The organism is Pseudomonas sp. B7 (genome assembly GCF_016735645.1).
GTDB lineage: Bacteria > Pseudomonadota > Gammaproteobacteria > Pseudomonadales > Pseudomonadaceae > Aquipseudomonas > Aquipseudomonas glycinae.
Genome location: NZ_JAERRE010000010.1, coordinates 147,593 through 173,014 on the forward strand (window position 1 = coordinate 147,593; position 25,422 = coordinate 173,014).

Consider the following 25,422-nt stretch of genomic DNA (forward strand, 5'->3'; position numbering starts at 1 on the left):
CGCCGATGGTCAGCGTGGTGACGCCGTCCAGCGCGGTGATGGTGAAGGTGCCGCTTTGGGTCAGGGCTGGAGCGTCAGGGCTGCTGCCGTCGCTGAGGTTTTTCTCGTAGACGGTGAGTTCGCCGCCGTTCACGTCGAGGCCGTTAATGATCACCGGATCGTCGTTGTTGTGGATCTGCAAGACGAGGTTGGCGGTGCTGGTATCGCCGTCGGCATCGGTCAGGGTGTAGGTGAAGGTTTCAGTGCCATTGCCACCGCCGTGCAAGGCTTTGAAATCGGCGTCGCTGGTATTGAGCGTGTAGGTGTAAGTGCCGTTGGCATTCAGCACCAGGGTGCCGTAAGTCCCGGTGAAAGTGCCCGCCGTGATCGGGCCGGCATTCGGGCCGGTTGGTACGCGGTCGGCGCCCTGCACGTCGTTGGTCAGGACGTTGCCGCTCAACGTGAGGTTGGTTTCCGACGCGGTGCTCGCGTTGCTGTCGTCCACGCCTTTTGGCAAGTCATCGACGATGTTCACGTCCAGCGTGGCATTGGCGGTGGTGCCGTTATCATCGACCACGGTCACGGCGAACTGCTCGTTCAGCACATTGGCGCCGTTGGCGGTTGGATGCGCTTCGTTATCGACCAGGGTGTAGCTGTAGCTGACAACGCCGGTTGCAGCGTTGAAACCAGTGATGATCAGCGTGCTGCCCAGTGGTGTGGTTACCGATTGCGGGAAGCCGGTGGCCACACCGTTGGTGACGACAGCGATGCCGCCGATGGTCAGCGTGGTGACGCCGTCCAGCGCGGTGATGGTGAAGGTGCCGCTTTGGGTCAGGGCTGGAGCGTCAGGGCTGCTGCCGTCGCCGAGGTTTTTTTCGTAAACGGTGAGTTCACCGCCGTTGACGTCGAGGCCGTTGATGATCACCGGATCGTCGTTGTTGTGGATCTGCAAGACGAGGTTGGCGGTGCTGGTATCGCCGTCGGCATCGGTCAGGGTGTAGGTGAAGGTTTCAGTGCCGTTGCCGCCGCCGTGCAAGGCTTTGAAATCGGCGTCGCTGGTATTGAGCGTGTAGGTGTAAGTGCCGTTGGCGTTCAGCACCAGGGTGCCGTAAGTCCCGGTGAAAGTGCCGGCAGTGATCGGGCCAGCATTTTCGCCGACAGGCACGCGGTCGGCACCTTGCACGTCGTTGGTCAGGACGTTGCCGGTCAGCGTCAGTTGAGTCTCTGTCGCCGTACCATTGTTGTCATCGAACGCTTTCGGCACGTCGTCGGTAATGTTGACGTCGAGCGTGCCAGTCGCGGTGTCGCCATTGCTGTCGCCGGCGATCACGGTGAATTGTTCGCTGAGGTTGTTGGCGCCGTCGCCCGCTGCGTGGGTCTCGTTGCCGTTGAGGGTGTAGCTGTAACTGACCGTGCCGGTGGCCGGGTTGTAGCCGGTGATGGTCAGGGTATTGCCCAGTTGCGTGGTGATCGATTGCGGGAAACCGATCGGCACGCCGCCGACAATCACGTTGATACCGCCGATGCTCAGGCTCCTCAGACCGTCCGGCGCCGACACCGTGAAACTGCCGGTCTGGGTCAGCGCGCCAGGGTTGGCGGCGGAACCGTCGGGCAGATTGGCTTCGTTGAGATTCAATTCGCCACCGGCAACAGACAGCCCGGTGAGTGTGACCGGATTGTTGACTGGCGGTGGAGGCGGAACAATCGGGGTGGCCTGGCCGTCACCGTTGTCGATCACGGCGTTATGCCGCTCTTCGGGAAACTCCGGAATGCCGTTGAACCCGGCCGTCGGGAAACCGATGACCGGATCGACCCGGCCCGCCACTTCGGTCAGCAACACAAAACTGTGGCCGCCACCCAGCGCACCCGGCGCACCACCGGTGGCTCCGGGGCCGGCCGCGGTCGCTTCGGCGGTTTTGGTCGGGTCATCGCCGGCGGCAATGGCTTTCTGGATCTGTTCGACGTCGGTCAGTTGCGACTCGCTCGGGGTCACCGCTTCCGGGGCATTGACGTGGGCGGCCTGATCGGCGAGCAACTGCCCGGTCATGGTCAGGCTGCTGTCCCGACCGAGGGTCAGTTCCTGGCCATTTTGCAGATGGACGGCAACCGCCCCCTCCGCCCCGGTGATCAATTGATCCCCTGCAAACAGCCGATCGCCTTCGACCAGTGCGCGACGAGTGCCGTCCGCCGACTGAGCGAAAACCTGACCAATGACTTTAGTGACGGTCCCGATGAGCGTTGCCATGTGCATTCCTCCGCTGCCGACCACCGTCGGCGCTGGTTCGCGAAGCAGCCCATGGCTCAAGCGGGTTGTCGGGGCGACGCTCGCACCTCGACAGTTCGTTTCGCAGGTTGTGCAAATCCAGAAACGCCAGTGCCGTCAAGCACTTGGAATCTCTGTTAGATGCAGCAGGCCCACTAGCGCTACGTAACGGTGGTGAATCACCCGAGTGACAAAAAACTGTCGCTCATCAGCCGCTACGCGTCCCTCCCCTTTAGCAGTACTTCGCCGTATGTCGCAAAGTGAGTGGAACTTTCCTCAAGCCTTTCTGTGCTCCCTAAAGCGCATAAAACAAAGGCTTTCGAGTGGAACAATGTGCTGGATTTGGCGAACCGCATAAGTTTTTTTTGGCATAACCCATATGAAAATTTTTTCTTAGCTACGCTTCAGGATGTTCTTAGCTCTGTTGTTACAGGCATGAAACGCTTTTTACTAAAAATATCGTCAATAAATTGGCGACAGCGGAACACCATCAGGACTCAGGGAGATGCACCCATGCGCGTACTAACCCCCCTCTGCAGCGCGGTTTTGCTGGCCATGGCTTGCACTTCCCAAGCCCAGGCCATGAACCTCACCGAAGCGATTCAGAGCACCATCGCTACCCACCCCGAACTGGCCTCGCGCGTGGATGCGCGCCTGTCAGCTGATGAACAGGTGAAGGTCGCCAAGGGCGGCTTCTATCCGTCGGTGGATCTGAACGCTGCCTACGGGCGCGGCTATAGCGACAACACCAACACCCGGGCTTTCGGTAACCACCACACCGAAATCCTCAATTACACCCAGTCCGAGCTGCGTCTGCGGCAGATGCTGTTCGACGGTTTCAACACTGCAAACGAAGTCGAGCGCACCAAGGGCGTTTCCAACTCGCGCGCCTATTACGCCCAGGGCACCGCCCAGGACCTGGCGCTGCGCACCATCGAGGTCTACCTCGAAGTGCTCAAGCGCCGTGAACTGGTGACTCTGGCCAGGAACAACCTGCAGGCGCACTTGCGGGTCAACGACCAGATCGGCCTGCGCACCGAGCGCGGCGTGGGCAGCACCGCCGACTCCGATCAATCGGTCGCCCGTAAGGCGCTGGCGCAGAACAACCTCGACACTGCCGAAGTCGATCTGGCCGACGCCGAGTCGAACTTCTACAGCGTGGTCGGACGCATGCCCGATGAGCTGGAAACCCCCGCCTCGACCCGCGGCGAGTTGCCCGCCACCTTGCCCGAAGCCCAGCAGAGCATGGTCGAGAACAACCCGTACCTGAAATCCGCCCAGGCTGACGTGCAGTCGGCCGAGAGCCAGTATGAAGTTGCCAAGTCGCCGTTCTATCCACGCTTCGACGCAGAAGCCGCCGTCGGCGCCAACAACAACGTGCAGGGTGACGAGGGCCACGACAACGAATGGCGGGTCGGCGTGGTGATGAACTACAACCTGTTCCGTGGCGGCAGCGACAAGGCGCGACTGGCTTCCGACGCGCACCAGATCAACCAGGCGATGGACATCCGCAACAACGCCCTGCGCCAGCTCAACGAGAACATTCACCTGGCGTGGAACGCCATGCTCAACGCCAAGAAACAGACCCCGACCGCCCGCGAATACGCCGAGACCACCAAGCGTGTGCGCGCCGCGTATCAGGATCAGTTCGGCCTCGGCCAGCGCACCCTGCTCGACCTGCTCGACAGCGAAAACGAGCTGTACAACGCCAACCGTCGCTACACCGAAATCCGCTACACCGAGGAATATTCGATGTACCGCGTGCTGGCGAACATGGGCCAGTTGTTGAACAAGCAGCGGGTTGTGTTACCAGCCGATGCGATTGCCGCGACCGAGGTGAAGAACGAAGCACGCTTGCCTGAACTGAAGTAGTCCCGATGATGTAGTGCCAGGGGAGCGATCAATATGACCAGCATGCAACCCGGTAACACCGGGATCGATCCGCGGCTGAGTTTCGATGACCCGTTGCTCGACGGTCTGTTGATCCTCTGCAAACTCCACGGCGCGACGGTCAGTCGCGCCAGCCTGAGCGCCGGGCTGCCCTTGGACAAACAACGCCTGAGCCTGGACCTGCTGCCCCGCGCCGCAGCCAGGGCCGGGTTGCAGGCGCGCTTGCTGCGCCGGGAACTCAAAGACATTTCTCCGCTGAACCTGCCGGTGCTGTTGCTGCTCGGCAACGGGCGCACGGCGGTCCTGCGGCGTTTTGCCGAAGACGGCAAGGCGCTGATCCTGCCCAGCGAAGCCGACGGCGGCGAGCAATGGGTCAGTCGTGAAGAACTCACCGAACACTATAGTGGCCAAGCCCTGTTCGCCCGGCCACGGCATGAACTCGAAGACCTGCGCTCACCGTTGGTGCCACGGGTGCAGGCATGGTTTCGCGACACCCTGAAGCTGTCGAAATGGCTCTACAGCGACGCGATCCTCGCCAGTTTCCTGATCAACCTGCTGGGCCTGATGGTGCCGCTGTTCGTCATGCAGACCTACGACCGCGTGGTGCCGAACCAGGCCACGTCGACCCTGTGGGTGCTGGCCATCGGGCTGCTGATCGGCACCGGGTTCGAACTGGTGCTGCGGGTGGTGCGCGCGCACTTGCTGGACACTGCCGGCAAGAAGACCGACGTGATCCTTTCCGCGACTTTATTCGAGCGCATCACCGGCATGGCGATGAAGGCCCGGCCGGCGACCATCGGCGGATTCGCCCAGAGCATTCATGACTTTCAGGGCCTGCGGGAATTCCTTACCGCCGTGACCCTGACCAGCCTGATCGACCTGCCCTTCGTGGTGTTGATGCTGGTGGTGATCGGCCTGCTCGGTGGCTGGCTGGTGGTGATTCCGCTGCTGGCGTTTCCGATCACGATCGTGTTCGCGATGATCATTCAGGCCCGCCTGCGCGACACCGTGCAGAAAAGCCTGAGCCTCGGCGCCGAGCGCCAGGCATTGCTGATCGAAACCCTCGGCGGCCTGGAAACCCTCAAGGCGTGCAGCGCCGAAAGCGAGCGTCAACACAAATGGGAAAGCACCCACGGCGCCCTCACCCGCCTCGACAGCCATGCGCGTAATCTCTCGGCGCTGGCCACCAACGGCACGCTGTTCATCCAGCAGTTTTCGGGGATGGCGACGATTGTGGCCGGGGTCTACAGCATCATCGCCGGCAACCTCAGCGTCGGCGCGCTGGTAGCGACTTACATGCTCGGCAGCCGCGTGCTCGCACCGCTGGGCCAGATCGCCGGGCTGATTACTCGTTACCAGCAAGCGCAACTGACCATGAAAAGCACGGACGCGCTGATGTCCCTGCCTCAGGAGCGCGACGGCAAACAGCGGCCGCTGGAGCGCACGCAACTGCAAGGCGCGCTGGACGCCAACACGGTGACTTTCCACTACAACGGCCAGAACGCGCCGGCCCTGAGCAACGTCAGCTTCAGCGTCAAACCCGGCGAGCGGATCGGCATCATCGGCCGCAGCGGCTCGGGCAAAAGCACCTTGGCGCGGCTGGTGATGGGCTTCTACGAACCGGAAGAAGGCCAGTTGCTGCTCGACGGCCTCGACCTGCGGCAACTGGATGTCGCCGACCTGCGCCAGCAGATCGGTTACGTGGCCCACGACCTGCCGCTGCTGGCCGGCAGCCTGCGCGACAACCTGACCCTCGGTGCCCGCTACATCAGCGATTCACGGATGCTCGAAGTGGCCGAACTGACCGGCGTCACCGAGCTTGCACGGCAACATCCGCAAGGCTTCGACCGGCCGGTGGGCGAGCGCGGACAATTGCTTTCCGGTGGCCAGCGCCAAGCCGTATTGCTGGCGCGGGCGCTGTTGCTCGACCCACCGATCATGCTGCTCGACGAACCCACCAGCGCCATGGACAACAGCAGCGAAGACGTCTTGCGCCAGAAGCTGCACGGCTGGGTGCAGGGCAAAACCTTGCTGCTGGTCACCCACCGCACCTCGATGCTGAGCCTGGTGGACCGGTTGCTGGTGCTGGACAACGGCCGGATCGTCGCCGACGGTCCGAAAGAAGCGGTCATCGATGCGCTGCGCAAGGGCCGGGTCGGCTCGGCAGCGGTCTAGGAGTTGCCCCATGTCTGCTTCCTCACCTTCAAAACCGCGCGGTTATTTCGACAGCTTCGGTAAAAGCGCCGAAGCCGAATTCATGCCGGAAACCGCCGGTGCCTCGCTGCAGGATTCGCCACGCTGGTCGCGCATCACCGTGTGGCTGGCGGCGGCGCTGCTGATCAGTGCGCTGGTCTGGGCCAAGTTCGCCGTGCTTCAGGAAGTGACCATGGGCGAAGGCAAGGCGATTCCGTCGAGCAAGGTCCAGGTGATCCAGAACCTCGAGGGCGGGATCGTTACCGAGATCTTCGTGCGTGAAGGGCAAATGGTCAGCAAGGGCGATACCTTGCTGCGTCTGGATGACACGCGGTTTCTGTCGAACAAGGGTGAAAGCGAGGCCGATCGTTATGCCCTGACCGCGCAGGTCGAACGCTTGTCCGCCGAAGCCGAAGGCCGGCCGTTCAAGCTCTCGGACGAGGTGATCGCCAAGGCTCCGCAAGTGGCCGAGGACGAGCGTTCGCTGTACGAACAACGGCAACGGCGGCTGGCCAGCGAGCAACGCACCCTCAGCGAACAACTGCGGCAGAAGGCGCAGGAGCTGGCCGAGTTTCGGTCGAAACAGGGGCAATACAGTTCGAGCCTTGCACTGCTGCAACAGGAAATGAACATGTCGGAGCCGCTGGTGAAAACCGGGGCGGTTTCGCCCGTGGAAATCCTCCGTCTACGTCGTAGCGCAGTGGAAATTCGGGGCTCGTTGAATGCCACGACGCTCGCCATTCCCCGGGCCGAATCGGCGATCAACGAGATCAAAAGCAAGATCGACGAATCGGAGCAGACCTTCCGTTCCGAGGCGGCCAAGGAGCTCAACGAGAAACGCACCGACCTGTCGAAAATCACCGCGTCGAGCATCGCCATCGACGACCGTGTCAGCCGCACCACCGTGACCTCGCCGGTGCGCGGGGTGATCAAGCAGATGAAGGTCAACACCATCGGCGGCGTGGTGCAGCCGGGCAGCGACATGGTGGAAATCGTGCCGCTGGAAGACAACCTGCTGATCGAGGCCAAGGTCCGGCCGCAGGACGTTGCATTTCTGCATCCGGGCCAGAAAGCCATGGTCAAGTTCAGCGCCTACGACTACACGATCTACGGCGGGCTCAGTGCCAAACTTGAGCTGATCGGCGCCGACACCATCACCGATGACAAGGGCAACAGCTTCTACCTGATCCAGGTGCGTACCGACAAAAACCATCTGGGCGGGGATGTGAAACCGCTGTTGATCATTCCGGGGATGGTGGCGACGGTGGACATCATTACCGGGGAGAAAAGCGTGCTGGATTACCTGCTAAAACCGGTGCTCAAGGCCCGGACCGAGGCGATGCGCGAGCGCTAGTGATGATCCGGACTTTGCGGTGAATTGATCGTTCCCACGCTCTGCGTGGGAACGATCAGGGCGAGTCCGATCGGTCTGAGTCCGATCAGCCACCGTGATTCTTCTGGAAAGTCTCCTCCCCCATCGCCGCAATCTGCCCTTCGATCAACGCCTCGAACGGCTTGAGCAACGGCTCGAAAGACGCCGGCGCTTCCAGCGTCTGCAACGCCTGAACAATCGCCTCGATGGTCGACAGCGCCCCCGGCCCCGGCGCCTTGCGCAGCCGATACCGGGAAATCCCGCCTTCGGCCAGCGTCACCCGTGGCAACGCCGCCAACAAGGGATTGAGGTGCAACATCTTGCGCGCCTTGCGCCACGTGCCGTCCGGCACCACCAGCAACAGCGGTTCATCGGACGCGGTGTACGCCTGCATCGGTTGCGCATCGTCCGCCGGAAACAACAACCGCGCCCGATACCCCGGTCGGTTCAGCAGCGCGGGCAAATCCTCGAAAACCTCACCGACCATCAGCTCGGCATTGTTCAACCCGAGCGCTGCCAGCCGTGCGGTGTTGAGCGCGTGATTGACCTCGCTCGGGTGCTGCAACAGCAACACCCGGGTGCGGCTGTCGAGGCTGGGGATCAGCGGGCACAGGCAATGGGTTTGTGGGCGCAGGCAGCGCAGGCATTGGGGTCTGGACATGTTCTCAGGCCTGATTGAGCTGCGCTTTGAGCAGATCGCGGAAAGTCTGGATCAGCGGCTCGCGGCTGCGGCCACGGCGCATGATCATGGAAAACGGCGCCTGATAGCCGAAGGTGGCCGGCAGCAGCACCCGCAGGTCGCCCTTGTCGGCCCAGGCCTGGGCGTAGTGCTCCGGCAGGTAACCGATGTAGGCACCGGACAGCACCAGAATCAGCTGCGCTTCCATACTTTCCACCGTCGCGGCGCTGTGCTTGAAACCGTGGCGCGCCAGTTCGGCCTGGCTCCAGTAACCGCGCCCGACCATGCGTTGCTGGGTGATGACCTGCTCGGGAATCCGCCGTTCGTTGAACAACGGGTGACGGCTGCTGCAATACAGCCAGTGCTGCTCGCGGTACAGCGGCATGTACACCAGACCGCTCATGCGCGTGGAGAATGCGCCGATGGCCAGATCGAGGCGGTTGTCCTGCACGCCGAGTTGCAGTTCATACGGGCTCATCACCGACAGATGCAAATGCACCGCCGGGTGTTCCTGGCTGTAGGCGCCGATGGCTTCGGCGAACGGCAGGGCCTTGTCGCTGACCGTGGAGTCGATCACCCCGAGGTTGAGCGTGCCACGCAGTTCGCCCTTGAGCGCTGCCGCGTATTGCTCGAAACCTTCGAGTTCGGCCAGCAGACGCAGGGTTTCCTGATGGAACAGTTCGCCCTTGCTGGTCAGGCTGAAACCACCGCGCCCGCGATGGCACAGCACCAGACCGAGCGCGGCTTCGAGCTGGCTCATGTAGGTGCTGATCGCCGAGGTCGACAGGTTGAGTTCCTGCTGCGCGTTGGCAAACCCCTGATGGCGCACGACGCTGACGAAGATGCGCAACAGTTTCAGGTCGGGTAAAGCGTTGGCCATGTCTACTCCACTGATCGGGCAACGAGCATAGGCGAGAAGTCTATCTCCACCCCTTCCATTAGTTTAGAAATTTCTGAACTAAGTATTTGCCCGTAGCGATTCTTCCGCCCCACTACATTTCGCAGAATCGGCCCACAGCGGTGCCCGTGACCTTGCGAATGCGGTGCGCCGACATAAATAAAACAAAGACGATGAGGCCCTACCCGTGGACAAGATTCTTCACCAACCACTGGGCGGCAACGAAATGCCGCGCTTCGGCGGCATCGCCACCATGCTCCGACTCCCCCATGTTCCGACCGCTGCCGGCCTGGACGCTGCCTTTGTTGGCGTGCCACTGGACATCGGTACTTCGCTGCGCCCCGGCACCCGCTTCGGGCCTCGCGACATCCGCACCGAATCGGTGATGATCCGCCCGTACAACATGGCCACCGGCGCTGCGCCGTTCGACTCGCTGTCGGTTGCCGACATCGGTGACGTGGCGATCAACACCTTCAACCTGCTCGACGCCGTGCGCATCATCGAAGAAGCCTACGACAACATCCTCGAGCACAACGTGATCCCAATGACCCTGGGCGGCGACCACACCATCACCCTGCCGATCCTGCGTGCGATCCACAAAAAGCACGGCAAGGTCGGTCTGGTACACATCGACGCCCACGCTGACGTCAACGATCACATGTTCGGCGAGAAGATCGCCCACGGTACGACCTTCCGTCGTGCGGTCGAAGAAGGTCTTCTGGACTGCGACCGTGTGGTGCAGATCGGTCTGCGTGCGCAGGGCTACACCGCTGACGACTTCAACTGGAGCCGCGATCAGGGCTTCCGCGTGGTGCAGGCCGAAGAGTGCTGGCACAAGTCGCTGGCACCGCTGATGGCCGAAGTGCGCGAGAAAGTCGGTGGCGGCCCGGTGTACCTGAGCTTCGACATCGACGGCATCGACCCGGCCTGGGCGCCTGGCACCGGCACCCCGGAAATCGGTGGTCTGACGACCATTCAGGCAATTGAAATCGTTCGCGGCTGCCAGGGCCTCGACCTGATCGGCTGCGATCTGGTAGAAGTCTCGCCCGCTTATGACACCACCGGCAACACCTCGCTGCTGGCCGCCAACCTGCTGTACGAAATGCTCTGCGTACTGCCGGGCGTGGTCCACCGCTGAGGGTCGGGTCATGAACGAACGTGATCAGGTTCTGAAAGCGGCCGCCGATCTGGTGTCCGCCTTCGCCCGCAACGATCGCGAAGCCTACTTCGGCGCCTTCAGCGCCGATGCGAGCTTCGTGTTCTACACCCTCGAACAGCCCCTGCTGTCGCGCGATGCCTATCAGGCGTTGTGGGACAGCTGGCGCGCCGAGGATGGCTTCGAGGTGCTGTCCTGCACCTCGAGCAACGCCTTCGTCAGCCTGCAGGGTGACGTGGCGATTTTCATCCATGACGTGGCCACCGAGCTGCGCATGCAAGGGGAGCAACACTTCAGCCAGGAGCGCGAGACGATTGTTTTCAGAAAACAAGCGTCGAGCCTAGAACAACAAGGCCATTGGCTGGCCTGCCACGAACATTTGTCCGCAATGCCGGAAGGGCTGCCATCCCCTTAGCCAAGACAGGTGACGCTCACGCACGATGAGCGCGCCTTTATGATCGGAGCAGATCATGAATAACAACAACAAAGACCAAAGCCTTACGCAGATTGAAACCCACGGGGTCGAACAGATCCCGGACAACGAACGCACCGCCGGTCCCGTGGACTTGTTCCGCATGATCTTTGGCGGCGCGAATACCTTTGCCACCGCCGTGCTCGGCAGTTTCCCGGTGCTGTTCGGCCTGTCCTTTCAGGCGGGCGTCTGGGCGATTGTCTCGGGCGTGCTGCTCGGCTCGCTGATCCTTGCACCGATGGGCCTGTTCGGCCCGCTCAACGGCACCAACAATGCCGTGTCGTCCGGTGCACATTTCGGCGTGCACGGGCGGATCGTCGGTTCGTTCCTGTCGCTGCTGACCGCCATCGCCTTCTTCTCGCTCTCGGTGTGGAGTTCGGGGGATGCGTTGATCGGTGGTGCGAAACGCCTGATCGGCCTGCCGGAAACCGACCTGACCCTGGGCCTGGCCTACGGTCTGTTCGCGATTCTGGTGCTGACCGTGTGCATCTACGGCTTCCGCTTCCTGCTGTGGGTGAACAAGGTCGCGGTGTGGAGCGCGAGCCTGTTGTTCCTGCTGGGCATCTTTGCCTTCGCCGGTCCTTTCGATTCGCACTACGCCGGCACTGTCAGCCTCGGCCAGCCGGGCTTCTGGGCCGCGTTCATCGGCGCCGCGCTGGTGGCGATGAGCAATCCGATTTCCTTCGGCGCGTTCCTCGGCGACTGGGCCCGCTACATCCCGCGTGAAACCTCGCGTCAGCGGATCATGGCGGCGGTGGTTCTGTCGCAGATCGCGACGTTCATCCCGTTCCTGTTTGGCCTGACCACTGCGACCATCGTCGCGATTCAGGCGCCGGACTACATTGCGGCCAACAACTACGTCGGCGGTCTGCTGGCGGTGTCGCCGAGCTGGTTCTTCCTGCCGGTGTGCCTGATTGCGGTGATCGGCGGCATGTCCACCGGCACCACGTCGCTGTATGGCACCGGGCTGGACATGTCGAGCGTGTTCCCGCGACTGCTATCGCGAGTCAAGGCGACGTTGCTGATCGGCGTGCTGTCGATTGCCTTCATCTTCATCGGGCGCTTTGCGGCGAACCTGGTGCAGAGCGTGTCGACCTTCGCCGTGCTGATCATCACCTGCACCACCCCGTGGATGGTGATCATGATCATCGGCCTGGTGGTACGTCGCGGCTTCTACTGCCCGGACGACCTGCAAGTGTTCACGCGCGGCGAGCAAGGCGGACGCTACTGGTTCAGCCACGGCTGGAACTGGCGCGGTCTGGGTGCGTGGATCCCGAGCGCGGCGGTCGGCCTGTGCTTCGTCAACCTGCCGGGGCAGTTCGTCGGCCCGCTCGGTGAACTGGCCGGCGGCATCGACATCAGCCTGCTGGTGACCCTCGGTCTGGCGTCGGTGATGTACCTGATGTTGCTGAGCCTGTTTCCGGAACCGGCGCTGGTCTACGGCCCGAAGGATCCCCGGAGCAAAGGCGCGCATGCGCCGGCTGAAGCGGCGCTGCGCCAGGCTGCCTGATAAACGAATCGCCTGTGGGGGTCAGCCTTCTCCCACAGTGTTCCACCCCATAAAAAAGACAATCGGAGACACGCCATCATGGCTTTGGATTTATTCGTCGTCCTCATCTACGCCGCCGGCATGCTCTTGCTCGGCTACTTCGGCATGCGCAAGGCCAAGACCAACGAGGACTTCCTGGTCGCCGGGCGTAACCTCGGCCCTAGCCTGTACATGGGCACCATGGCTGCGACCGTTCTCGGTGGCGCGTCCACCGTCGGCACCGTGCGTCTGGGCTACGTGCATGGCATCTCCGGTTTCTGGCTGTGCGCGGCACTGGGTTGCGGCATCGTGGCGCTGAACCTGTTCCTGGCCAAGCCGCTGCTGAAACTGAAGATCTACACCGTTACCCAGGTCCTGGAAAAACGCTACAACCCGATGGCCCGCTCGGCGAGCGCGGCGATCATGCTGGCCTACGCGCTGATGATCGGCGTGACCTCGATCCTCGCCATCGGCACCGTTCTTCAGGTTCTTTTCGGCCTGCCGTTCTGGATCTCGGTACTGCTCGGCGGTGGCGTGGTCGTGGTGTACTCGGCCATCGGCGGCATGTGGTCGCTGACCCTGACCGACATCGTCCAGTTCATCATCAAGACCGTCGGCCTGATGTTCATCCTGTTGCCGATCTGCCTGTACCGCGTCGGCGGCTGGGACGAACTGGTGCTGAAGCTGCCGGCTGCGGCATTCAATTTCACCACCATCGGCTGGGACACGATCATTACCTACTTCATGATCTACTTCTTCGGCATTCTGATCGGTCAGGACATCTGGCAACGGGTGTTCACCGTCAAGAACGAAAAAGTGGCTCAGTACGCCGGTAGCTTCGCGGGCATCTACTGCATCCTCTACGGTCTGGCCTGCGCCCTGATCGGCATGGCTGCACACGTGCTGATCCCGGATCTGGACAACGTCAACAACGCCTTCGCCGCGATCGTCAAACTGTCGCTGCCGGACGGCATCCGTGGTCTGGTGATCGCCGCTGCCCTGGCCGCGATGATGTCCACCGCCAGCGCCGGCCTGCTCGCCGCGGCCACCACCCTGACTGAAGACCTGCTGCCGAAACTGCGTGGCGGCAAACAGTCGAGCCTGGGTGTGAACCGTCTGTTCACCCTGCTGACCGGTGTCGTGGTGCTGGGTATTGCTCTGGTTGTGAACGACGTGATCAGCGCTCTGACCCTCGCTTACAACCTGTTGGTGGGCGGCATGCTGATCCCGCTGATCGGTGCGATCTTCTGGAAACGCGCGACCACTGCCGGCGCCATCGCCAGCATGGGCCTGGGTTTCGCCACCGCCCTGCTGTTCATGTTCAAGGATGGTCTGGATGCCAACACGCCGATCTACTACAGCCTGGCTGTGGGTCTGGTGAGTTTTGTGGTGGTCAGCCTGATGTCCCGTCGCCCAAACGTGGTGGCCAGCGCGATCTAAGCTGAAGCCGTAGCAACAACTTTCTTCGGCGGGTGTGGCGTCGGTTGCCACACCCGTTTTTTTCGTCTGGAGAAAATGCTTGATGAAGATTGTTTCTCGCGATCAGTGGTTCGAAGTGCAAAACCTGAGCGACGGCATTCGGCTGATTCACGAGCCGTTCATCCGCCCCTTCTACCGCTGCAACCTGTGGCACGTTCAGGGGCGGGACAAGGATCTGCTGCTCGACAGCGGTTCCGGGCTGGTCAGCCTGCGCGAGCAACTGCCGTGGCTGACCGAGCGGCCGCTGGTGGCGGTGGCCAGTCATTGCCATTTCGACCACATCGCCGGGCATCATGAATTTGCCGAACGGCTGGTGCATCCCGCCGAAGCGGACATTCTGGCGGCGCCGGATGGCGAGAATGATCTGAGCCGGGCCTTCGTCGGCGACGACATGTTCGAAGCGCACCCGGATTGCCCGTTGTGCTATGCCGAATACCGGGTCAAGGCGGCGCCGGCCACCGGGTTTGTCGAGGACGGCGATGTGCTGGACCTGGGCAATCGCACGCTGCAGGTGCTGCACACGCCGGGGCATTCACCGGGCGGGATCAGCCTTTACGAAGCGGCCACAGAGACACTGTTCAGTGGTGACATCATCTACGACGGGCCGTTGATCGAAGACGCCTACCACTCGAATCTTGAAGATTACGCCGCCAGCCTGCGTCGCTTGCAGGCTCTGAAGATTCGCACCGTGCATGGCGGGCACTTCGGCAGTTTTTCCGGAGCGCATCTGCGCGGGATGATTGACGAATGGTTGCGTCGGCACGCCTGAGGCCTGCTGTACTCAGGTCAGCCCCACCACTTTTGAACATCTGCCATGAGAAGAGCTGCCGTACGTGCTGCCGTGCACCGGTTCATCCTGCGTCTGTTGGAAAATCGTGAATTCGACGACCACACCAGCCTTGCGCAACTGGGGCTGGAAAAAGCGGATATTGAAGATCTGATCTTCCACCTGGAAGATGAATTCGGACTGACGGCCTTCACCGCCGAAGAGGACCGGATGCTCAAGACCGCGAAAACCGCGAATGACCTGAGCCGGTTTCTGATGGAAATCGGGCGTCACTGAAAACAAAAGATCGCACCCGCCCGCCACTCCAATGGAGCGACGGCCGGGTGCGATCTTTTGTCGTTTAAAACCTTTGACCCTTCAAAGCGGGGCATTACCGCCGACGTGGCTGACGCCGACGCTGTTCGTCATCGGTGCGAATCGGGACCGGTTGCAGAGGCGGTTCGATCAAGCCGAGGGCAACACCCAAATCGTGCAGCCAGTTTTGAATTTTCTCTTTCATCGTCATGCCCCCTTCAGGGTGGTGCTGAGCGTCCGGAATTCTGAGGCCGCTTCGCACTGATAATAGTCCGAAGTCCTACGCAATGCTCGGCCAAATCCGCAATGATCTGTTACTGAATTGATCCAAATCCCTGACCGTTCGTTCAAGCCGTTTCCCGCACGTCTTCGCCAGCCACGGGATAGAGCGCCTGCTGCTGTTCGATCCACGCATTGAGGTTGGCACCGACCATGCCCCGGCGCCACATGAGCCATGTTGTCGCACTGGCAAAAGGCTCGGCCAGCGGGTGCACCGCCACGCTTTCGCGCCCCGGCAGGCTGGCGAGCATCGACTCCGACATCAGCGCCACACCGCTGCCGGCAATCACGCAGGCGAGCATGCCCTGATAGGACTCGATCTCCATCGCCCGGCCCATTGCCGCCTGATAATGCGCGAACCACGCTTCCAGCCGCGCGCGATAGGCGCAGCCATGACGGAAGGTGAAAACCGCCCGCCCCTCGACATCCTTGGCGCTGCGTATCGGCGGGTGATCGGCCTCGCTGATCAGCACCAGCCGCTCGTTGCACAACGGCACACCGTCAATCCCGGCCAGTTGCGGCGGGCCGTCCACCAGCGCGGCGTCGAGGCGCCCGGTGAGCAGGCCTTCGAGCAACTCGCCACTGGGCCCGGACTGCACCTGAAGATTCACTGCCGGATATTGTTTGTGATAGCGCGCGAGCAGCGCCGGCAAATGGATCGCGGCGGTGCTGTACAGCGTACCGAGCATGAAATCCCCCGCCGGCTGCCCGCCCATCACCGCCGCGCTGGCCTGATCGCGCAGGGCGAACAGTTTGCCGGTGTAGTCCAGCAGGACTTTTCCCGCAGGCGACAACTGCAAACGCTGACGCTCACGGACGAACAGTTCGACGCCCAGTTGCTCCTCCAGCTGTTTAAGCCGGGTCGACAGGTTCGACGGCACGCGGTGCAAACGTTCGGCGGCGCGGGTGATCGAGCCCTCCTCCGCCACGGCCTGGAAGATCCGCAATTGGCTGAACTCCACAACCTTTCTCCTGAACTGAACAAGTTACTCACTATTATTCAATTTTAAAGAAAGTCAATCAGTCCTAGCCTGACGGTCATTGAACCTGCAACGGAATTCAGACCATGTCCCCGCTGATTCGCTTATCCGCCTGTTTCATTGCCCTGATGATGGCCATGGGCATCGGGCGTTTCGCCCTCACCCCGCAACTGCCGCACCTGCTCAGCGAAGGCCAGATCGACCTGACCGCCGCCGGTCTGATTGCGGCGGCCAACTACCTCGGTTACCTGCTCGGCGCGGTGGATGCGATGTTTTCCCGGCGGCCGGATCAGGTGCAGCGGCGCCTGCATGGCGGTCTGTGGTTGTGTGTGTTGCTGACGCTGGCGTCGTTCTGGGCCAACGGTTTCTGGTCGCACTTGCTGCTGCGTTTCGGCACCGGTGTCGCGAGCGCCTGGGTGCTGGTGATGATTACTGCGCTGAGTCAGCCGCTGGCTGCGGCGGCGGGTCGTCCACGGTTGGGCGCGCTGGTGTTTGCCGGGCCGGGGTTGGGAATTTTTTTGACGGGGTTGCTGGCGCTGTTCTCACATCTGGCGCAGCAGACTTCCGCTACCCTGTGGTTGATTTACGCTGCTGTGGCGCTGCTGATGTTGCTGGGGATCGTACGGATCCTGCCGCAACCGGGCGTCGGTGTGCCGGCCACAGCGACTGCCGTGAGTTCGGCGAATCGCGGCATTGGGCGTTTGGCGGTGGTGTATGCCTTGTATGGCGTGGGCTACATCATCCCGGCCACGTTTCTGTCGCAGATGGCTAACGCGCAGTTTCACGGACAGTGGCAGGCCGATCTGTTCTGGCCGTGCTTCGGCCTCGGCGCCGCCATTGGCGTGTTGCTGGTGAGTTTGCGTCGGCACGATCCGCGAACCACCCGGCACTGGTTGATGGCAACGTTGTGGCTGCAGGCTGCTGGTGTCTTTGCCTGCCTGCTGGGCAGCGGCCTCGGCCTGGCACTGGGTGTGCTCCTGTGCGGCACGCCGTTCCTGGCCTGCATGCAACTGGTGATGCAACGCTCCAGGGAACTGGCGCCCCACGCCACCCAGCGCAACGCCGGCCTGCTCACCGCGTGCTTCGCCGTCGGTCAGCTCAGCGGGCCGTTGCTGGCGGCGGTCAGCAGCCACTTCAGCGGTGGCCTGCAACCGGCGCTGGTGATCGCCGGCAGCGGCCTGCTGATTGCCGGCGGTCTGGCGTGCAAATCGGTTACGGCTGACCGAGGGCTTTGCGCAGGCGCCGACGCACCCACTGTTCCGCGCTGACGAAGGTAATGCCGAGCAACACCAGCACGGCGCCGATGATGAAGTTCAGGCTCAATTCTTCGCCGAGCAGTACCACGCCGAACGTGACGCCGAACAACGGCGTCATGAAGGAAAAAACGGCGAGGTTGGCCGCCAGATAACGGCGCAGCAGCCAGAACCAGGTCAGGTAACTAAAGAACGACACCACCAGTCCCTGGAACAGCACGCTGCCCACGGCTACGACGGTCAGGCTGACGTGGGTGATCTGGCCGCTGAGCAGCGCGATCAGCAACAGGCCGATGAAGCCGACAATCAGCTGGTAAAAAAGCGTCAGCGTCACCGGCGCTTCCGACAGGCGCGAGGCGCGCACCACCACGGTGGTCGCGCCCCAACTGGCGCCGGCCAGCACGCCGAGGGCATCGCCCATCAGCATGCGGCGGTCGAGGTTGTCCCACGACACGCCGCCGGCAAACGCCACGGCAATCCCGACAAACGCCATGAAGATCCCCAGCCATTGCACCGGCCGCAAGCGCTCGCTCGGCAACAGGAAATGCACGCCCAGCGCGGTGAAAATCGGCGCGGTGTAGAGGAACACCGACATGTGCGCCGCCGTGGTCAACTGCAAGCCTTCGGAGATGAACAGGAACTCCAGACCGAACAAGGCACCGGCCAGCAAGCCGCCGCGCCAGGTAGCACCGACCTGATCCCAGCCGCCCTTCCAGCAGATGAGCAGTCCTACCAGCAACGCGGAAATTCCCGACCGCCCCGCCGCCTGCATCACCGGCGCAATGTCGGTCGCCGCCCACTTGATCATCACCTGCTGCACGCCCCAGATCAGGCACAGGCCGATCATCACTTGCAGGGCGAACCCGTCGGCACTGCGCCGACTGACGCTCACCTCGACACCTCGAACACACACGACATGGCAGTTTTTCCAATGGTCAAAGCAAAGCCCCGGCTCTTTGTCCGGGGCGAAGAAGAATGGCAGGGATTATCAACCAGTCGGACAGAAATTGCCGCCCGGCAAAGACATGCAATTGCCCTGTTGCGTCATGCCCGCCGTCAGCTTCGGCGAGCGGCCCGGAACCCGACCGTACAGGCCAGCGCCGTGGCAAACGTCCCCCAGGCCCAATCCATCAGCGACACCTGTGCTGACCAGCCGCGCAATGTCGCCCAGTTGGTCAGGTCATAGGTGCCATAAGCGACCAGCCCGAGCAGCGCGCCCATCCGGGCGGCGCGTTGCCAGGTCAGCGATGGCAGCACCACAAACACCACACAGCCGAAGACGTACAGGCAATAAAAAACCGCTGCCGGCACCAGCAACGGTTTTTCAAGCATCAGCGAACCGAGCAGTTCGCGATAGGTCGGCGCCATCAACACTCCGAGCCAGATACCGTCGAGCAGAAGAAACGCCAGCAATGTGGCAACGTAGGCAATCAGCGCTTTTTTCATCTGCCCGACCTCAAGTGAACCCATGCAACATGGGCCACGGGAGACTCAGGTTAGTTCAATGCGATCGGCGTGAATGACAATCTGGCCGTTCTTGTACAACGAACCGATAGCCTTCTTGAAGTTGCCCTTGCTGACACCGAACAGGCTGCTGATCAGTGCCGGATCGCTCTTGTCGCTGACGGCCAGGGTGCCGTTGCTTTCGCGCAACTTCGCGAGGATCTTCGAGTTCAGGCTGCTGGCTGCTTCCTGCCCCACTGGTTGCAGGCTCAGGCTGATCTTGCCGTCGGCGCGCACTTCCTTGATGAAGCCTTTCTCGCGCATGCCGGCCCGCATGAACTTGAAGATTTCATTCTTGTGAATCAAACCCCAGTGCTTGTTGTTGATGATCGCCTTGAAGCCCATGTCGGTGGCTTCGGCGACCAGCAGATCAACTTCCTGGCCCGCGCTGTAGTTGGCCGGGGTCTTGTCCAGATAACGATCCAGGCGCGCGGTGGCGGTGATGCGGCGGGTGTGCTTGTCGAGGTAGACGTGCACCACGCAGTACTCGCCGGCAGTCATCTGGCGTTTTTCTTCGGAGTACGGCAGCAGCAGATCCTTCGGCAGGCCCCAGTCGAGGAACACGCCGATGCTGTTGACTTCAACAACTTTCAAACTGGCAAACTCACCGACCTGAACTTTTGGTTTTTCAGTGGTGGCAATAAGTTTGTCATCGCTGTCCAGATAAATGAAAACATTGAGCCAGTCTTCATCTTCGCTGGGAATATCTTTAGGGATGTAACGGTTGGGCAAAAGAATTTCGCCGTCGGCACCGCCGTCCAGATATAAACCGAAGTTAGTGTGTTTCACCACTTGCAAACTGTTGTAACGCCCGACTAAAGCCATTTCCAATACCCTCATTGCGTGGGCGGCATTCTACCCGGTTTTGCCGGATTCGTCGGTCGCCAGATCGGACCGCCGAGTGAAAATCTGTGGGAGGCCTTGATTTTCCAGCATTTTGCGCCGCTCGTCAGGCCAGCGTGACGGCTTTTGCCTGATCCCGAGCCGGTCTGGCATACCGAAATCGAATAAATGTTGTTATTTAAAACAGCAGGTTAGCGGGATATTTCGAATAATTAATCGCGAATAATCCACCTGCGCACTGGGTTATTCCGGGGGATATTTACCAAGCAATTGTCAAGTTATTCCTGTACGATGCCTGGCCGAGTTACTTTTCTACAGGTTAATGGCCGCCATGCGTGTAAAAGCATCCACCAGCAAAGCAAAGCCAGCTCCAGCCGTTGAAACCAGCGAATCGATCAACGATCAGATCGCGGCATTCCTCAAGTCCGGCGGCGAGATCCAGCAAATTGCCAAGGGCGTCAGCGGCCAGACGTTCGGCCCGTCCAAGCAGATCAGCCTGGGCAAGAAGTAACACCCCCGCAGCACACCAGTCCAAAGGCGCTTTGAGTTTCGAAGCGTCTGGACCGGATCCCTCGCAAGACCTCTCTCGCGTTTAATCAAACATTCAAAACCGCAGAAATCGACGAACGGCCCTCGATGCCGATCATTCGCCGGTATCCTTGCACGCGTCTGGATCAAGCGTTTCAGCAGGTTTACCAGCCTGCACTCGCTATTCAAGGAGTGACGCATGCTCAAACCCTTCTGTTTATTACTTGTAGGCCTGCTGACAAGCCCGGCGGCGCATGCGCAGATTTTCCAGCGTGAGCTCGGCGACTTCGACCTCAAGCTCGGCACCACGCCCAGCCGCAGCATGGCCCAAGGGCTGGTCAAGCCTTCGGCGGTCGGTTCGTTCCACGGCGGCCTGGACCTGAGCCACGACAGCGGCCTGTATGTCGGCCAGTACGCACCGAGCATGGGCCTCACGCCGGGGAAGAATCTCGAAATCGATTCCTACGTCGGCTTCAAACAACCTTTCGATCAAACCCTCGGCTACGAAGTCGGGATGATCCATTACAGCTATCCCAAGGTCGACACCCTCGACAGCCAGGAACTGTTCGGTGGCCTGACCCTGCTCGGCAGCCGGATCGGCATCGCCCTGAGCAACGATCCGGATAAACAGAACAACACCCTGTTTGCCGACCTGGGCGGCAATCAGCCGTTCGGCATCGGGATCAGCATGAAATACACCACCCATCAGCTCAACACGCCGGTCTCGGTGGACGGCGGTTATGTCAGCAGTTTTACCGATTGGTCGGTGAAGTTTTCCCGGCCGTTCATGGGCATCGATCTTGACCTGATCTACAGCAATTCGAGCCTCAGCGGCAGCGATTGCTCGGCCTATTCCGGGCATAACAGTCAGTGCGACGGGCTGGTCACGCTCAAGGCCGAACGCCCGTTCTTTTGATGGGCTGAACTGCCGGGCCCCTCCTGTGTTCAGATGAGAATCAGACCCTCAAGGCTGGCTTTCGCAAGGATTCGCCCATGTCTAGCTGGTTCCAACGCCTCGCCGCTCTACTGATCCTGACCCTCGCCCTCGGCGCTTGCAGCCGTGTCGGCCTGGCCTATCGCAATCTCGATGTGATCATTCCGTGGACGCTCAGCGACTACCTGGACATGAACGGCGAGCAGAAAGGCTGGTTCAACGAACGCCTCAGGGAACACCTGAGCTGGCACTGCACCACGCAGTTACCGGGTTATCTGGACTGGCTCGATCGCCTGCAAACCATGGTCGAGAACAATCAGGTCACCGACACCGCGCTGCAGGCCCGCACCGCAGAAGCCAAGCAGGCAATCGCCGAAACCGCTCGGGAAATCACTCCGTCGGCGATTGAATTGCTGCAAGGCCTGGATGATCGGCAGGTCGCTGAAATGAACGACGCCTTTGCCAAAGACCTGCAAAAGCGCCAGCAGGAATACCTCAAGCCTCCGCTGTCGCAGCAGATTGCCGAACGTGGCGCGCGCATGGACAAGCGTCTCAACGATTGGCTCGGCCCGTTGAGCGCGGAGCAGGAGCAACGGGTGATGGCCTGGTCGACCGCCCTGGGCGATCAGAACACCCAGTGGATCGCCAACCGTGCTCACTGGCAGAAGCAGTTCAGCGCGGCGGTGGCGCAACGCAAAAGTCCCGAATTCCCACAACGGATCGAGACGCTTCTGGTCAATCGCGAGCGTTTATGGACAGCGGATTACCAAAAGGCTTACGCCAATACCGAGGCGCAGGCCCGTTCGCTGTTCGTCGATCTGATGGCCGACAGCACGCCGCAGCAGCGCCAGCGCCTGTTGAAAAAGATCGAGGGGGTGCGCAAGGATTTCAATGACTTGAAGTGCCTGAAGGCCGCACAAAAAAGCTGAGAACACCGAAAAAACCATGTGGGAGCGAGCAAGGTCGCTCCCACATTTTTTTGTGCAAAGCCTCAGGCAATCTGCGCCTTGGAGGCCACCTCATCGAACGTCAGCTCATCCAGCGCGTCTTCCTGATCATCCAGCACTTCGCGCGGATGATCGTTGCCGGGAATGCTGCTGTCGATCAGGCTCAGCAGGCTGGAGCCGCGCGGGGTCAGGCTGAAGTTGTTGCCGGTACTGCCCTCGTCTTCGCCACGGGGTTGGATGTAACCGCGCAACAGCAGCAATTGTTCATAGTCGCAGGCGAGCGTTTTCAGGTGATCCAGATTCTCGATCGGCTCGCCCGCCGCCGCTTTCTCCGCCGCATAGTCTTCGGCAAAAGACCGTGGTGCAAAGCTGTGGCCCGCGCCGTTCTGCACTTCATGCAGCAGGCGTTCAATCAAATCCCAGTTATAAGTCGTCATCCTGATTCAACCTCCGGTGCGCGTGATTTTTTTTTTGGCGCGTTCAAGGTTGTGACCGGAGCGCTGCGCCACCGTTCAGGATTATTCGGCGCCCCGACCGACCGGCGGTCTGTCGATTTTCCGGGGGGTTGAGCGACCAGTCTGAGACAGACGGTTTCAACCCCGCAGGAGAAATCATCATGAACGTTGAGAATCATCCAGTGGTGTCGCGAGAAGAATGGCTCGCCGCCCGCAAGCAGCATCTGGCCGATGAAAAGGCCTTCACCAGGGAGCGCGACCGCCTCAGCGCCAAACGCCGCGCCCTGCCCTGGGTGAAGGTCGACAAGGATTACCGCTTCATGGGGCCGAACGGCGAATTGAAACTCGTCGATCTGTTCGGTCAGCACAGCCAACTCGTCGTTTACCACTTCATGTTCGCCAAGGGCTGGGAGGAAGGCTGCCCGGGCTGTTCATTCCTCAGCGACCACATCGACGGCGCCAACCTGCACCTGGCCCATCACGACATTGCGCTGGTGGCGGTGTCCCACGCACCGTTCGCCGAATTCCAGGCGTTCAAGCGCCGGATGGGCTGGAAATTCGACTGGGTGTCGTCCAACGGTTGCGATTTCAACTACGACTTTGGCGTGTGCGCCCGCGCTGAGGATGTCGAAGCTGGCAAGGCTACGTACAACTACGAAAAGACCGACAGCGCCGAGGAAGAAATGCCGGGGCTGAGTGTGTTTTATCGCGCCGACAACGGTGACATATTCCACACTTACTCAACCTATGCCCGCGGCCTCGACCTGCTGGTCGGCGCCTACAACTACCTCGACCTCACGCCCAAGGGCCGCAATGAGGACGAGATCATGGAATGGGTGCGGCACCATGATCGGTACGACGGGGCAGCAAAATCCAGTTGCTGCCATGGTGACTGAGCCCCAAACACACTGAACTTTTCACCGGCCACAGCCCTCAACCGGTTAACCCGCCTTAACCGGAACTGAGGCCTGCCCCCATGAAAAACCTGCTCAAGCTCACCCTCGCAGCCACGCTTGCCTGCGCCTTGCCCGTCTGGGCCTGTACGCCGGAAGAAGCCACCGCCAAACGCGAGCAACTGGCCAAGGAAGTCGCGAAGCTCACCGAGCAAAACCCGGCCAAGGCCAAGGAGATCAACGCCGAGTTGCAGAAAATGGATCTGGGTACGGCCTCCGCCGATCTGCCGGACAAATGCCAGTTGATTGATCAGCGCTTGAAGGAACTGGGTTCGGCCGAGAAGAAAACCGAGGGATAGACCCGCGCAGACAACGGCAGGCTTTGGCATCGATCAGGCTGGATCGATACCAGAGCCTGCTTCCTTTTGTCCGGAAAATTGCACTGGTGCATTTATTATTTGCACAAATGCATATTCAAACCTAGGGTTACCCCCGAGCCTGATCGTAACCGGCCATCAGAGATGGCACCCCTTTAGCACTGATCGCTCGGCAATAGCGTTATCCCGCAAACGCGGAACGTTTGTTTTCATTCATGGAGGATTGAAAAATGTTAACCACTGAAACAACGGCATTCACCGGCAACACCCTGCCCGAATGTCTGATCGGCCATCTGCTCGACCCGCAACTGGTCGAGGTCGAGGCAGCTGCACAACAACGTGCCCTGGCGGCCGCCAGCCTGAACTTCACCATGCAACAACAGACCCAGACCAACTGGTGCTGGGCCGCCGCTTCCGCCTCGGTCGGCAATTATTACGGCACCGGGTCCTGGACCCAATGCGCCGTTGCCAGCGCCGCGCTGGATCGCAACTGCTGCAATCAACCGGGGCCGTGCAACGTGTATGGCTATCTCGACGTTGCGCTGAAAATCACCCGCAGTTTCAACGGCATGAATTCGGGTTCGCTGCAAATGTCGGCCATCCAGAACCAGATCAACATGGGCCGCCCGATCGGCCTGCGCTGTGCCTGGTACGGCGGCGGTGCGCACTTTCTGGCGATCTACGGCACCAACGGCAATTACGTGCTGGTCGCGGACTCGATCTACGGCTATTCGACCCGCTCCCTGAACTCGTTCCCCGGCTCCTACAACGGCGGCGGTAACTGGACTCACACTTACTTCACGGCGAAAAACCAGGGGGCGGCAGCATGAAACTGACTTATCCAAAGGCGCCTTCCAACGGCGTACAGACCTTGCGTCCGGCCCTGCAGGCCGCGTTGCAGACCCAGGGTTTTGGCGTCAATCGCCAGTTCGCCAGCGCCGCGCCCGCCGGGATCAGCCTCAGCGAGGCCTATCGCGGTTACTCGCTCAGTCTGGACGACTTGAGCCAGGGCAAAGGCCTGAAAAACGCCCGAGTCGGCGATTGGCATTACCTGGTGTTTTCCGGCGGTGTGTCGATTGCCGATGCGCAATTGGCCGAAGTACACGGTCACGTCGAGTTTGCCTCGTTGAACCACGGCAATCTGGCGAGCGCCACGGTCGATGCGCTGAAACTGGCCGAGCAATCGCCGCAGCTGAAGGGCAAAACCGTTGAACTGCGGATGTTGTTTGTTTCTGCGCTGCACCTTGTGGCGATCTGGCTGCATGCGGCGGGCGAAGACGTGTTGATCCCGATCGAGCCAACGCCAAAAGAGCTGGCGCTGACCGGGCTGTACAGCGAGGCCGCCCTGCTCGCACAGCTCAAACCGGCAGCCGATCAGGCCAAGGGGCGCTTTGATGCCGACACCACAGGCCTGCTGGGCAGCTGATAAACGCTGGCAAT

26 protein-coding genes are annotated in these 25,422 nt (G+C 61.2%); 17 read left to right on the forward strand and 9 right to left on the reverse strand.

From position 1 onward, the window contains the following. On the reverse strand, positions 1-2,224 hold a 2,224-nt coding region (locus JKA62_RS22095; RefSeq protein WP_201819430.1), incomplete at its 3' end, for a retention module-containing protein. A 531-nt stretch (positions 2,225-2,755) separates the two neighbouring features. Here JKA62_RS22095 and JKA62_RS22100 point away from each other — a divergent pair. The 3 genes from JKA62_RS22100 to JKA62_RS22110 are packed head-to-tail and all read left to right on the forward strand — an operon-like array spanning position 2,756 to position 7,679. Next, complete coding sequence (locus tag JKA62_RS22100; RefSeq protein WP_011332986.1) at positions 2,756-4,114, forward strand: TolC family outer membrane protein; 1,359 nt, start codon at positions 2,756-2,758, stop codon at positions 4,112-4,114. Positions 4,115-4,147: 33 nt separating this feature from the next. Continuing rightward, positions 4,148-6,307: a type I secretion system permease/ATPase gene (locus tag JKA62_RS22105; RefSeq protein ID WP_201819432.1), complete on the forward strand. Its 2,160-nt coding sequence runs from the start codon at positions 4,148-4,150 to the stop codon at positions 6,305-6,307. A 10-nt stretch (positions 6,308-6,317) separates the two neighbouring features. Next, entirely contained in the window at positions 6,318-7,679 is a 1,362-nt protein-coding gene (locus JKA62_RS22110; RefSeq protein WP_201819434.1) for an HlyD family type I secretion periplasmic adaptor subunit, read from the forward strand. 85 nt (positions 7,680-7,764) lie between these two features. On the opposite strand, the gene JKA62_RS22115 is transcribed toward JKA62_RS22110, so the two are convergent. Both JKA62_RS22115 and JKA62_RS22120 read right to left on the reverse strand, forming a co-directional pair. After that, positions 7,765-8,358 carry a tRNA-uridine aminocarboxypropyltransferase gene (locus JKA62_RS22115; RefSeq protein ID WP_011332983.1) on the reverse strand — a complete coding sequence of 198 codons (594 nt, stop codon included), beginning with the start codon at positions 8,356-8,358 and terminating at the stop codon, positions 7,765-7,767. Between the two features lie 4 nt (positions 8,359-8,362). Beyond that, positions 8,363-9,256 carry a LysR family transcriptional regulator gene (locus tag JKA62_RS22120; RefSeq protein WP_007956593.1) on the reverse strand — a complete coding sequence of 298 codons (894 nt, stop codon included), beginning with the start codon at positions 9,254-9,256 and terminating at the stop codon, positions 8,363-8,365. Positions 9,257-9,461: 205 nt separating this feature from the next. On the opposite strand from JKA62_RS22120, the gene speB reads away from it, so the two are divergent. The 6 genes from speB to JKA62_RS22150 all read left to right on the forward strand — a co-directional run bounded on the left by speB (position 9,462) and on the right by JKA62_RS22150 (position 14,972). Further along, positions 9,462-10,412, forward strand: a complete 951-nt coding sequence (speB, locus tag JKA62_RS22125; RefSeq protein ID WP_003222717.1) for an agmatinase — start codon at positions 9,462-9,464, stop codon at positions 10,410-10,412. Positions 10,413-10,422: 10 nt separating this feature from the next. Next, entirely contained in the window at positions 10,423-10,845 is a 423-nt protein-coding gene (locus JKA62_RS22130; RefSeq protein WP_007956584.1) for a YybH family protein, read from the forward strand. A gap of 55 nt (positions 10,846-10,900) precedes the next feature. Further along, on the forward strand, positions 10,901-12,412 hold the full coding sequence (locus JKA62_RS22135) for a purine-cytosine permease family protein (RefSeq protein ID WP_007956582.1): 1,512 nt from the start codon (positions 10,901-10,903) through the stop codon (positions 12,410-12,412). Between the two features lie 78 nt (positions 12,413-12,490). Beyond that, positions 12,491-13,870 carry a sodium:solute symporter gene (locus JKA62_RS22140; protein WP_201819437.1) on the forward strand — a complete coding sequence of 460 codons (1,380 nt, stop codon included), beginning with the start codon at positions 12,491-12,493 and terminating at the stop codon, positions 13,868-13,870. Between the two features lie 82 nt (positions 13,871-13,952). Then, positions 13,953-14,678 (forward strand): MBL fold metallo-hydrolase, encoded by a 726-nt coding sequence (locus JKA62_RS22145; protein ID WP_201819441.1) that lies wholly within the window; start codon positions 13,953-13,955, stop codon positions 14,676-14,678. Positions 14,679-14,723: 45 nt separating this feature from the next. Next, entirely contained in the window at positions 14,724-14,972 is a 249-nt protein-coding gene (locus JKA62_RS22150) for a phosphopantetheine-containing protein (RefSeq protein WP_108560177.1), read from the forward strand. 94 nt (positions 14,973-15,066) lie between these two features. On the opposite strand, the gene JKA62_RS29045 is transcribed toward JKA62_RS22150, so the two are convergent. Continuing rightward, the gene (locus JKA62_RS29045) at positions 15,067-15,195 is read right to left on the reverse strand and encodes a PA1414 family protein (protein WP_003184145.1); all 129 of its coding nucleotides are present in this window, start codon (positions 15,193-15,195) and stop codon (positions 15,067-15,069) included. Between the two features lie 142 nt (positions 15,196-15,337). Further along, positions 15,338-16,231: a putrescine utilization regulator PtrR gene (gene ptrR, locus JKA62_RS22155; protein WP_201819443.1), complete on the reverse strand. Its 894-nt coding sequence runs from the start codon at positions 16,229-16,231 to the stop codon at positions 15,338-15,340. A gap of 104 nt (positions 16,232-16,335) precedes the next feature. Between ptrR and JKA62_RS22160 the strand changes: the two genes are divergently transcribed. After that, positions 16,336-17,517, forward strand: coding sequence for an MFS transporter (locus JKA62_RS22160; protein ID WP_201819444.1), 1,182 nt, complete (start codon positions 16,336-16,338; stop codon positions 17,515-17,517). Here JKA62_RS22160 and JKA62_RS22165 read toward each other — a convergent pair. The 3 genes from JKA62_RS22165 to JKA62_RS22175 form a co-directional block, all read right to left on the reverse strand. Then, the gene (locus JKA62_RS22165; RefSeq protein ID WP_011332975.1) at positions 17,462-18,394 is read right to left on the reverse strand and encodes a DMT family transporter; all 933 of its coding nucleotides are present in this window, start codon (positions 18,392-18,394) and stop codon (positions 17,462-17,464) included. The two genes, JKA62_RS22160 and JKA62_RS22165, sit on opposite strands and share 56 nt — an antisense overlap. 164 nt (positions 18,395-18,558) lie before the next feature. Continuing rightward, positions 18,559-18,948: a DUF2177 family protein gene (locus JKA62_RS22170; protein WP_011332974.1), complete on the reverse strand. Its 390-nt coding sequence runs from the start codon at positions 18,946-18,948 to the stop codon at positions 18,559-18,561. A gap of 45 nt (positions 18,949-18,993) precedes the next feature. Next, on the reverse strand, positions 18,994-19,830 hold the full coding sequence (locus JKA62_RS22175) for a CvfB family protein (protein WP_011332973.1): 837 nt from the start codon (positions 19,828-19,830) through the stop codon (positions 18,994-18,996). A gap of 340 nt (positions 19,831-20,170) precedes the next feature. Between JKA62_RS22175 and JKA62_RS22180 the strand changes: the two genes are divergently transcribed. The 3 genes from JKA62_RS22180 to JKA62_RS22190 all read left to right on the forward strand — a co-directional run bounded on the left by JKA62_RS22180 (position 20,171) and on the right by JKA62_RS22190 (position 22,239). Continuing rightward, a complete protein-coding gene (locus JKA62_RS22180) occupies positions 20,171-20,359 on the forward strand; it encodes a hypothetical protein (RefSeq protein WP_016985943.1) in 189 nt (62 codons plus the stop codon). A 216-nt stretch (positions 20,360-20,575) separates the two neighbouring features. Then, positions 20,576-21,292: a TorF family putative porin gene (locus tag JKA62_RS22185; RefSeq protein ID WP_201819445.1), complete on the forward strand. Its 717-nt coding sequence runs from the start codon at positions 20,576-20,578 to the stop codon at positions 21,290-21,292. A 77-nt stretch (positions 21,293-21,369) separates the two neighbouring features. Continuing rightward, positions 21,370-22,239 (forward strand): DUF6279 family lipoprotein, encoded by an 870-nt coding sequence (locus JKA62_RS22190; protein ID WP_201819446.1) that lies wholly within the window; start codon positions 21,370-21,372, stop codon positions 22,237-22,239. Between the two features lie 62 nt (positions 22,240-22,301). Here JKA62_RS22190 and JKA62_RS22195 read toward each other — a convergent pair whose 3' ends face one another. Then, on the reverse strand, positions 22,302-22,694 hold the full coding sequence (locus JKA62_RS22195) for a hypothetical protein (RefSeq protein ID WP_007956567.1): 393 nt from the start codon (positions 22,692-22,694) through the stop codon (positions 22,302-22,304). Between the two features lie 179 nt (positions 22,695-22,873). Between JKA62_RS22195 and JKA62_RS22200 the strand changes: the two genes are divergently transcribed. From JKA62_RS22200 to JKA62_RS22215, 4 genes are all read left to right on the forward strand, one after another. Continuing rightward, on the forward strand, positions 22,874-23,608 hold the full coding sequence (locus JKA62_RS22200; RefSeq protein WP_201819448.1) for a DUF899 domain-containing protein: 735 nt from the start codon (positions 22,874-22,876) through the stop codon (positions 23,606-23,608). 80 nt (positions 23,609-23,688) lie between these two features. Further along, positions 23,689-23,964: a hypothetical protein gene (locus JKA62_RS22205; protein ID WP_201819450.1), complete on the forward strand. Its 276-nt coding sequence runs from the start codon at positions 23,689-23,691 to the stop codon at positions 23,962-23,964. A 248-nt stretch (positions 23,965-24,212) separates the two neighbouring features. Then, on the forward strand, positions 24,213-24,812 hold the full coding sequence (locus tag JKA62_RS22210; protein WP_011332968.1) for a papain-like cysteine protease family protein: 600 nt from the start codon (positions 24,213-24,215) through the stop codon (positions 24,810-24,812). Next, complete coding sequence (locus JKA62_RS22215) at positions 24,809-25,408, forward strand: hypothetical protein (protein ID WP_011332967.1); 600 nt, start codon at positions 24,809-24,811, stop codon at positions 25,406-25,408. The genes JKA62_RS22210 and JKA62_RS22215 overlap by 4 nt, the downstream gene beginning before the upstream one ends. The last annotated feature ends 14 nt before the right edge of the window (positions 25,409-25,422 follow it).

Coding starts and splice junctions, on each gene's coding strand:
- JKA62_RS22100 (WP_011332986.1), top strand. CDS start 2,756: ATGCGCGTACTAACCCCCCTCTGCAGCGCGGTTTTGCTGGCCATGGCT.
- JKA62_RS22105 (WP_201819432.1), top strand. CDS start 4,148: ATGACCAGCATGCAACCCGGTAACACCGGGATCGATCCGCGGCTGAGT.
- JKA62_RS22110 (WP_201819434.1), top strand. CDS start 6,318: ATGTCTGCTTCCTCACCTTCAAAACCGCGCGGTTATTTCGACAGCTTC.
- JKA62_RS22115 (WP_011332983.1), bottom strand. CDS start 8,358: ATGTCCAGACCCCAATGCCTGCGCTGCCTGCGCCCACAAACCCATTGC.
- JKA62_RS22120 (WP_007956593.1), bottom strand. CDS start 9,256: ATGGCCAACGCTTTACCCGACCTGAAACTGTTGCGCATCTTCGTCAGC.
- JKA62_RS22130 (WP_007956584.1), top strand. CDS start 10,423: ATGAACGAACGTGATCAGGTTCTGAAAGCGGCCGCCGATCTGGTGTCC.
- JKA62_RS22135 (WP_007956582.1), top strand. CDS start 10,901: ATGAATAACAACAACAAAGACCAAAGCCTTACGCAGATTGAAACCCAC.
- JKA62_RS22140 (WP_201819437.1), top strand. CDS start 12,491: ATGGCTTTGGATTTATTCGTCGTCCTCATCTACGCCGCCGGCATGCTC.
- JKA62_RS22145 (WP_201819441.1), top strand. CDS start 13,953: ATGAAGATTGTTTCTCGCGATCAGTGGTTCGAAGTGCAAAACCTGAGC.
- JKA62_RS22150 (WP_108560177.1), top strand. CDS start 14,724: ATGAGAAGAGCTGCCGTACGTGCTGCCGTGCACCGGTTCATCCTGCGT.
- JKA62_RS29045 (WP_003184145.1), bottom strand. CDS start 15,195: ATGAAAGAGAAAATTCAAAACTGGCTGCACGATTTGGGTGTTGCCCTC.
- JKA62_RS22160 (WP_201819444.1), top strand. CDS start 16,336: ATGTCCCCGCTGATTCGCTTATCCGCCTGTTTCATTGCCCTGATGATG.
- JKA62_RS22170 (WP_011332974.1), bottom strand. CDS start 18,948: ATGAAAAAAGCGCTGATTGCCTACGTTGCCACATTGCTGGCGTTTCTT.
- JKA62_RS22175 (WP_011332973.1), bottom strand. CDS start 19,830: ATGGCTTTAGTCGGGCGTTACAACAGTTTGCAAGTGGTGAAACACACT.
- JKA62_RS22180 (WP_016985943.1), top strand. CDS start 20,171: ATGGCCGCCATGCGTGTAAAAGCATCCACCAGCAAAGCAAAGCCAGCT.
- JKA62_RS22185 (WP_201819445.1), top strand. CDS start 20,576: ATGCTCAAACCCTTCTGTTTATTACTTGTAGGCCTGCTGACAAGCCCG.
- JKA62_RS22190 (WP_201819446.1), top strand. CDS start 21,370: ATGTCTAGCTGGTTCCAACGCCTCGCCGCTCTACTGATCCTGACCCTC.
- JKA62_RS22195 (WP_007956567.1), bottom strand. CDS start 22,694: ATGACGACTTATAACTGGGATTTGATTGAACGCCTGCTGCATGAAGTG.
- JKA62_RS22200 (WP_201819448.1), top strand. CDS start 22,874: ATGAACGTTGAGAATCATCCAGTGGTGTCGCGAGAAGAATGGCTCGCC.
- JKA62_RS22205 (WP_201819450.1), top strand. CDS start 23,689: ATGAAAAACCTGCTCAAGCTCACCCTCGCAGCCACGCTTGCCTGCGCC.
- JKA62_RS22210 (WP_011332968.1), top strand. CDS start 24,213: ATGTTAACCACTGAAACAACGGCATTCACCGGCAACACCCTGCCCGAA.
- JKA62_RS22215 (WP_011332967.1), top strand. CDS start 24,809: ATGAAACTGACTTATCCAAAGGCGCCTTCCAACGGCGTACAGACCTTG.